This window comes from Frankia tisae, assembly GCF_025403405.1.
In the GTDB taxonomy this organism is placed as follows: domain Bacteria; phylum Actinomycetota; class Actinomycetes; order Frankiales; family Frankiaceae; genus Frankia; species Frankia tisai.
Map to the genome: position 1 here is coordinate 1 of NZ_JANEZT010000323.1, position 7731 is coordinate 7731.

Genomic DNA, 7731 nt, shown 5'->3' on the forward strand with positions numbered 1-7731 from the left:
GTCGAGGCGCCGCCGCTGGGGGCGGCGGGCGCCGTGGCGGGGCGAATCGTGTCGAGGCTCTGCTGCGGACTCACCACCGCCACGCCGTTCTCCGCCAGCAGGCGGGGATGGGACGATGGCCAGTTCGTCGCCGCGGTGAGACCGACCGCGGCGACGACGACCGCCGCCGCGGCGGCCATCGCCGGCCGGCTGCGCCACTCCAGGATCCAGCGGCCGGATGTGGAAACGGCGTCGGCGGCCTCGGCCTCGGCATCCATCCGCATCAGCGGCAGCGAACGCGCGATGGCGGGGGCGATCAGCGTCTCCGCGGCGTCGGACGCGAGGGGAACGGCGGGCTCGGCCGGCGCCTTGACGAGGCTGATCGGCTGGGCTGGCGCAGGTACCACGGGTGCGGCCGGCATGGCAGCCCGGCGGCTGGCGGCAGCGGCCTCCGCGACGGCGGCGGCTCGGTCGAAGGTGCGGGCGAGACCCACCCGCAGACTGGCGGGTGCCGGCACCACGGCGCCGACCAGGAGTTCCTCGGGCGATACGCCATGTGGGACCGGGATGCTGCGGGCCTGCGGGGATCCCGACCAGGCCAGGGCGCTGCCGCGGGCGAGTTCCAGCAGCCAGGAACGCAGCCGGGCCGGGTCGCTCAGTGGGTTGAGACGGGTACGGGCGACCAGGGCGAACGCCGTGCCGGCGGCGGCCCGGGCCACCGTGGGATCACCCAGGATCAGCAGGCACATGGAGAAGACATCATCCGCGTAGAGGTCGTACAGGTCGTCGAACGCCTGTCGATCACCACGTCGGACACGGGCCGCAAGGTCCGCGTCGTCGTCCATACTTTAGCTACTCCCCGGTCGACTAGTGGCGGACCCGGAACGGATGTGTGGAGCCAATGCTAGGAGGCGGGCCGTGCTAACGGGTGAACGTTGTGAGGATTTTGTTGTCGTCGATTCGACAGTCGGAATCACTTGACCCGCGCGCCCGTAGCGCTTTGATCATTTTTGTCTACTTGTGGCCACTTTGCTCCGGGGTGGTGCGCGGGCGATGCGGCCATGTCCCGTCGGAAGACTAGTTAGAAAGACGGGCGGCGAATAGCCCACCGACGGGCTTGCTTCGAATTCCGCAACCGATCGGTCCCAGCGGGCCTTCCGTACCGGCTCGGCCATTCGCGACCGTCCGCAGGATTGCCCCACGATTATTGCGCGGTCGGTATGTCGGTTCCGAAACGGTACGACGGCGACGATCAGGACGCTGCACGGAGCCCGAAACAGGACGCGATCAGAGCTGTGATCAGGAGGTAGGCGGCTGCAGGGCGAGCCGCGTCTTCACGGTGCCGGGCTGGCCGTTGCGGGTGTAGGTCACCTCGACCTCGTCTCCGATGGCGTGCGAGCGCACCGCCGCGATCAGGGAGTCGACGTCGCTGACGGCTCGGTCGCCGACCTTGGTGATCACGTCGCCGGTGTGCAGGCCGGCGCCTTCGGCGGGGCCGCCGGCGACCATCGAGCGGATCTGCGCGCCGGTTCCGCTGGACGCGGTCGAGCGCGTGTTCTCCGCTGCGGTCGAGGCGGTTACGCCCAGGTAGGGATGCTGTGCGCGTCCGGCGGTGATCAGCTGGGTGGCCACCGACTCGGCGTAGTTGCCGGGGATCGCGAAGCCGACGCCGATGTTGCCGGACTGCTGGCTGCCGCCGAACGGACTGCCCCCGCCGCCGCCGACGGTCGCGATCGCGCTGTTCACGCCGATGATCTCGCCTCGGCTGTTGACCAGCGGGCCGCCGGAGTTACCCGGGTTGATCGGCGCATCGGTCTGGATCGCGTCAAGGACGGTGTTCTGCTGGTCCTGCACGGTCGAGTCGCCAGTACGGACCGGGCGGTGCACGGCGCTGACGATGCCGGAGGTCACCGTGCCGTTCAGGCCGAGCGGACTGCCGACCGCCACCACCAGCTCGCCGATGTTCAATGTGTCGGAGTTGCCGAAGGTCGCCGCGGTCAGTCCCGAAGCGTTGATCTTGATGATGGCGAGGTCGGAACTGGGGTCGGTCCCCACGACCTGCGCGTCGAAGGTGCGGCCGTCCTGGAGGGTCACCGTGAGTGTGCCGCCGTCGGAGGCTCCCGACACGACATGGTTGTTCGTCAGGATGTGGCCGTCCGACCGGATGATCGTCCCGGAACCGGTGCCGGCCTCGCTGCTTGACTCCTCGGCGATCGTGACGACGCTGGGGAGGATCTTCTGCGCCGCCGCGGCGACGGTGCCGGAGGCCGCCGGCGACGTCCCGCCAGAGCTGACGCTGCTGCGCTCAAGCCCGGCGGTGGTCACGACCGTGTTCCCGCTGTCGTTGTCGGCGACCAGGGCACCGACGCCGCCCCCGATGCCGGCGGAGACGAGGGCGATGGCGAGCCCTGCGGCCACCAGCCGGCGCCTACGCCAGGGCAGCGGGGAGGCCGTCGCCGGCCGATTGCCGTGGATGTCGTACGCGGTAGGTGGGTCGTACGCGGTAGGTGGAATGCCACCACCGGGAGCGCCCCACTGGTTGCCCCACTGAGTGCCCCACGTCTGGCCCGCCGGCGGCGGACCGGGCGGCAGACCCGGACCGCCCGACCTGCCCTGGCCGCCGACTCCCTGGCCGCCCGAGCTGCCCGAGCCGTACGGATCGCCTGCTGGGCCGGGACCGGCATCAGCCCTGAACATGCTCTGCTCTGGACCGGCCTGGCCCGGACCCGGGTTGGGCGGGCCCCAGGGCCCGGTCGCGAACCCGCCGGTGTTGAACGGCGCCGCCTGGCCGGGACTGGTGGACGGGCGGACCGGCGGGGAAGCGCCGTAGGGCGCTGCGGAGGGCGGTGCCACGGAAGGGTCGGGCGCGGAGCTGCCGGGGCCGGTCGGGTGAGGCTGTTCTGCCTGGGACCCGAATGCGCCTTCGGCGGGTGGGGCCCAGGGGGACGGCGAGTCGTGCCCGGCGCCGGACTCCTCCCGGCCACTGTCCGTCTGAGCGTCCTCGGCGCCGCTGCTGAAGGGGAGACGCGGTGTCATAGTAGGCACTTTCCCTTGCGAGCCTGAGCGATTCCTGAATGCCGACCAACGTTCGGGTAAGCGATCGACAGGACGGGCCAGAGCCTGAGTCCCGCCGAGGGCGAGCAGGTCAGGAGGTGGGACGGCGTTCCGTCAGTAGATCACGAATCTCGGTAAGCAGACGTGCCTCATCGGTCAACACGGGGTCCTCCTCGGGCGGGACCTGGCCACGGGCGCGCCGATCGTTGATGGTCTTCAGCGGGAGCACCACGACGAAGTAGATCACAGTCGCCACGGAGAGGAAGGCGATGACACTGTTGATGAACTCGCCGTATCGGAACACGCTGCCGTTCAGTGTGAACGTGAGGGCCGAGAAGTCCGGCTTGCCGAAGATCGCCGCGATCAGCGGGGTGAAGATGGTCTTCACCAGGGACGTCACCACGGCGGTGAAGGCGGTGCCGATCACCACGGCGACCGCGAGGTCGACCACGTTCCCTCGCATCAGGAACTGCTTGAAGCCCTTCATCGATGGTCCCCCCAGTCAGGCGCCCGGTGCGCCATGGGAGGATATCGCTGCAGGTCGGTGGTATCCGACCCGGCCCCTATGCCCCTGACGGGCTGTTGTCAACTAGGCGCGCGCTACATGTCGGCAACTCCGTGGTACACCGGTGGGACGAACGAATGCGCGCGGGGCTCGGGATCGGAGGTCGCCTGGTGACGGACGGTGCGCGACGGGCCGATTGGGACGACGACCACCGCGAGGCCGCCTACCGCCGGCCCGGGGGAAACCTCCCGCCGCGCGGGCCCAACTCTCAGGATGATCAAGCACCCCGCCCGGCTGCGGCCGGAGGTTACGGCGGTCGGCCCGCTCCCGACGATTACGGCGGTCAGCCCGCTCCCGATGGCTATGGCGGTCAGCCCGCTTCGGGCGGTTACGGCGGCCCGCCTGCTCCTGGCGGTTACCGCGGCCGGCCGCCTGCGGCGGGCCGCGGGGCGGATACCGGACTTTACGACCCCGCCGGCCCGCCGACCGGGTCCTATCTCCCCGCGGACGGCGGCGGATTCGGGTCCGGGGGCGGCGCTGGAGACGATCCATACGGCCGAAGCCGCCCGCAGGGCCATGACGGCCGCCCGGGCCCGCCCGCCACGGAAGCCCCCGTGCGCAGGGCTCTGGTCCCGCCAGCCGGTGGGCGACGCGGACCAGGCAATCCGTCCGGCGGACCAGGCAATCCGTCCGGCAGGCAACGAACGGGACGGCCCGGCCGCCCGGGTGACACCGATCCGCGGGGTCGGACGACCCCGCCGGAGTACGGCGTCGACGGCGGCCCGGCCGACGGCCCGCCGCCCGGTGCGGGCGGGCGGGCGGGGCGGCCCGCCCGAGCCGGGAGCGGGGGCAGGCCCGGGAATACCGGCGCGCGGCCGCGATTCGCGGCCGATGCCGACGTTGAGGACGCCCGTCTCGACCGGTCGCGTCCGGGCCGCTCGGCACCGGGTTCCGCCGACGACCGCATCGCCCCCGGCCGCTCCGCGCGACCCGCGGCGGCGGTACCCCCGTCCCGGCCGCAGCGGTCGGGCGGACCGGGACGGACCGGCCTCGGTGGCCCGACGGCCGGTCCGGAGGACGAGCGGCCACCGGACTCGCCCCCCACCATGATCAGGAAGCGGACGGGGCCGCACCGCTCGGGCAGCGACCGGTCGCCCACGCCGCGCCGCTCGGGTGGTCCACTCACGGCGTCGATGGAACGTGACTTCCCCGGGCCTGATGGCGTCAACGACCTCGACGGGGCCGACGAGCTCGACGTTCGTCACGGTGGTGGCGGCGGTGCCGACTCCATGTCTTTCCTGCGCCGTCTCGGCGTTGCGCTGGTGGTGCTGGCGGTCGCGCTCGGGGTGGGGGTCGGTGCCGGCGTCGTCTGGGAGAAGGTGCGCCCCAGCGGCCGCACCGCCACGGACGCCGCCGCGGCGCCGTCCCCGTCGGCGACCGCCGCCAGCGCGCCGACGGCGGCCGGGCCGGGCACGCCCGCCCCTGCGAGCACCGGCCAACCGGCCACGGGGCAGATTGCCGTGCCGGCAGACTGGGCCCCCTACACGGACCCGCTGCAGAAGGCGACCTTCTCCCACCCGCCGGTGTGGAAGCAGCGTCGCGACAACACCGGCATCTTCTACGGCGAACCCGGCACCGTCTCGGAATATGGCCCACAGATGATCGGCGTCGCCCGAATCGCCGGCGCGGACCAGACGGCGGCGCTCACCCGGGTCCAGGCGGGCGAGTTCGACTCGGTTTCGGGGCTGACGAAGGAGCGTTCAGGCCCGGCGACGGACACCAGCGGCCAGCCGACCCAGGAGTTGGCCGGTTCCTATGACCGTGAGGGGCAGCGGGTGTCCTACCTGATGCGGACGGTCTCCACGGATGGTGCCGTCTATGTGCTCATCGCGAGGGTGTCGACCAGCGCGGCCGCGACACTGAACACGCTGATGGGCGCCTTGCGCGCGTCCTTCTCCCCGGCGGCCTGACCCCGTCTACGGCCACATTCGGGGCGACGTCACATCCGGGCTGACGTCACAGGCGGGGCCCGGGGCGGGCAGATCGGGCTGGAGCAAGCAGGTTCCAGATCACCCCGGTGGTGGCGAAGGAGCCCGGTCCGGCGGCGGGCGGCCAGCCGTGGGCCATCGAGGGCAGCAGGAACTGGACGACGCGGGCCGAGGATGCGCACCGGGTCTCCCGGCGGACAGCCACCGGCGCGGTCATCGCGGGCTCGGCCGGGGATCCGGTGGGAGCGGCCAGGCCGTCCGACACCGGTACCCCGGGCGATGGGGCGGCAGCCCCGGGCGCGGGCAACTGGCCCGCGGACAGGGCGACGGGCGGCTGCTCGGCGTGCCAGGGCACCCCGGTCGAGTCGGTGAGGATGGTGTCGCCGGGCTGGCTGGGCAGCGGGCATTGGTCCACCGCGCGGAACGGCGCCATGCTCTCCTCGACGGGGGTGATTGCCGTCTGCAGGACCGGTGACCACGGCGAGCCGAGGTAGGGGACGTGACCGTCGGCGCCGCCGTGCACGACGACGACGGTCAGGGGCGCCGTCGGCTGGCACTGCGCCACCTGACGGCTCGCCGCGACCACAGCGATGCCAGCGAGCTCGTCACCGTGCTCGCAGGCGTACCGGTAGGCGAGCATCCCCCCGTTGGACAGGCCGATCAGGCTGACCCGTGTGCGGTCGATCGGGTAGTTCTCGCTCAGATGGGCGATCAGCGCGCGCAGCCAGCCGACGTCGTCCGTGTTGTTGATCTTCGCGGTGTCGCAGCAGGTCCCGGCGTTCCAGGCCTTGCCGATGCCGTCCGGGTAGACGACGGCGAGGCCCGCGGTGTGGGCGAGGCCGTCGAGATCCCAGTGTGCCTTGGGGTCGGTGCCGTCATAGTGCAGGCTGTGCAGCGCCACGATCAGCGGGTACGGCCGGGGCGTGCCGGGTGGTGGCAGCGTGATCCGGATGGGCGTGCCGCGGCCGGACCGCTCGAACGCGTCCGGTCCGGTGGTCGGAGTAGCCGTCGGAGCGGCCCCGGGGACCACATTGCCGCGGCGGGTGCCACTCAGCCCGCTACAGCCAGTTACGGCCAGTAGTACGGGGAGCAGGAAGGCGAGGAGCCAGACCGCGGTGACGCGGCGGCGACGAACGGCCGGCACGGTGGTTATTCTGACCCGCCGACGGCGGGCTGGGCGTCACCGGTGCCGGTGATTACTCTTCGTGTTGGAAATGCTACGAGCGAGGTCGCCCTCCGGGGCGCGGACCACATTGAGGCGGGGACGCTCCGCCGCAGCCGGCGGTGCCCAACGGCCAGCCGGGCGCGGTGGGGGAGCCGGGGTGCTCTCCGCGGCGGTGCGGTACCGGTCGAACGCCTCCTGGGCGCGACTCTCCAGGTCGTCCACGAGCGCCAACGACTCGCGCACCCGACGTTCTCCCGCGGGCCCGGCGGCAAGCAGGTCCGACAGACAGTTGTCCACCGCGCGCCGCGCTGCCAGCCAGCCGAGGAGCAGCCGGGAACGCTCCATGTCCGAGAGCTCCTCCACCGAGATGTCCCTCCGCTCGCCACTCGTGACGTTGATGAGGTTCTTGCCGCGAAGATCGGTCAAATGGAGATCGATCGGCGGGTCTCCTGGCTGGGTCAGGTGTCCGGGTCAGGTGTCCAGGCCTGGGCGGTATAGGTGGTTCAGGTCGACGACCGGCATTGACATCCCGTCCTCTCCCAGAGTGCCCCACCCAGGGGCCGAACGCGCCGTAGTTCGCCTAACGCACACCCACTGGTCCCTGCGTGACGGTAGAGGCGGCAGCGTGCCACAGGCTACGGGGGTCCCTGCGGTCGGGACCGGTCGGCAGGCCGGGGCGGGCCGTTTGGCCGTGGCGGCGAGGCGGATGCCGAGGTCCGGTCGGGCGCGGCGGGTTCGAAGGGGTCCTGTTCGCCCGGCGGAGGGATCGATGGGTGGGGCGCGGCGGCGACAACCGTCCCCGACGTCGGCGCCGGGATCGACGGCGGCACCGGGCCTGCGGCCGGATCGGCTTCGACCGGCACGTCCGGGTCGGTGGGCAGCCCCGTGTTCCCCGGCTCGGTGTTTGGCTTGTCGTTCCCTGGCCCGGTGCGGCCCTCGTCGACGGGGTTGGCGTCGACGGGTTGCGCGTCGACCGGTTCCGCACCGACGGGGTTCGCCCCGGCGATGTCCTCCTCGCCGGGGCCGGTGCTGCCGGGGCC

General features: G+C 72.2%; 5 protein-coding genes and 2 pseudogenes. 1 reads left to right on the top strand and 6 read right to left on the bottom strand.

What is annotated here, in order from left to right; genetic code table 11:
• The 3 genes and pseudogenes from NBZ85_RS24095 to mscL form a co-directional block, all read right to left on the bottom strand.
• Window positions 1-824, bottom strand: a pseudogene (locus NBZ85_RS24095) (RNA polymerase subunit sigma-24); the annotation flags it as partial.
• A 454-nt stretch (window positions 825-1278) separates the two neighbouring features.
• Window positions 1279-3015, bottom strand: a complete 1737-nt coding sequence (locus NBZ85_RS24100; protein ID WP_261560139.1) for a trypsin-like peptidase domain-containing protein — start codon at window positions 3013-3015, stop codon at window positions 1279-1281.
• 109 nt (window positions 3016-3124) lie between these two features.
• Window positions 3125-3520: a large conductance mechanosensitive channel protein MscL gene (gene mscL / locus NBZ85_RS24105; RefSeq protein ID WP_261560141.1), complete on the bottom strand. Its 396-nt coding sequence runs from the start codon at window positions 3518-3520 to the stop codon at window positions 3125-3127.
• Between the two features lie 1211 nt (window positions 3521-4731).
• On the opposite strand from mscL, the gene NBZ85_RS24110 reads away from it, so the two are divergent.
• Window positions 4732-5508 carry an LpqN/LpqT family lipoprotein gene (locus NBZ85_RS24110; RefSeq protein WP_261560478.1) on the top strand — a complete coding sequence of 259 codons (777 nt, stop codon included), beginning with the start codon at window positions 4732-4734 and terminating at the stop codon, window positions 5506-5508.
• Between the two features lie 46 nt (window positions 5509-5554).
• On the opposite strand, the gene NBZ85_RS24115 is transcribed toward NBZ85_RS24110, so the two are convergent.
• From NBZ85_RS24115 to NBZ85_RS24125, 3 genes and pseudogenes are all read right to left on the bottom strand, one after another.
• The gene (locus tag NBZ85_RS24115; protein WP_261560480.1) at window positions 5555-6679 is read right to left on the bottom strand and encodes a CE1 family esterase; all 1125 of its coding nucleotides are present in this window, start codon (window positions 6677-6679) and stop codon (window positions 5555-5557) included.
• Between the two features lie 27 nt (window positions 6680-6706).
• Window positions 6707-7117 (bottom strand): hypothetical protein, encoded by a 411-nt coding sequence (locus tag NBZ85_RS24120; protein WP_261560479.1) that lies wholly within the window; start codon window positions 7115-7117, stop codon window positions 6707-6709.
• Between the two features lie 209 nt (window positions 7118-7326).
• Window positions 7327-7731, bottom strand: a pseudogene (locus NBZ85_RS24125) (mechanosensitive ion channel family protein); the annotation flags it as partial.

Bases quoted from the DNA above. Each gene is read 5' to 3' on its own strand.
- mscL (WP_261560141.1), bottom strand. From the start codon at position 3,520: ATGAAGGGCTTCAAGCAGTTCCTGATGCGAGGGAACGTGGTCGACCTC.
- NBZ85_RS24110 (WP_261560478.1), top strand. From the start codon at position 4,732: ATGGAACGTGACTTCCCCGGGCCTGATGGCGTCAACGACCTCGACGGG.
- NBZ85_RS24100 (WP_261560139.1), bottom strand. From the start codon at position 3,015: ATGACACCGCGTCTCCCCTTCAGCAGCGGCGCCGAGGACGCTCAGACG.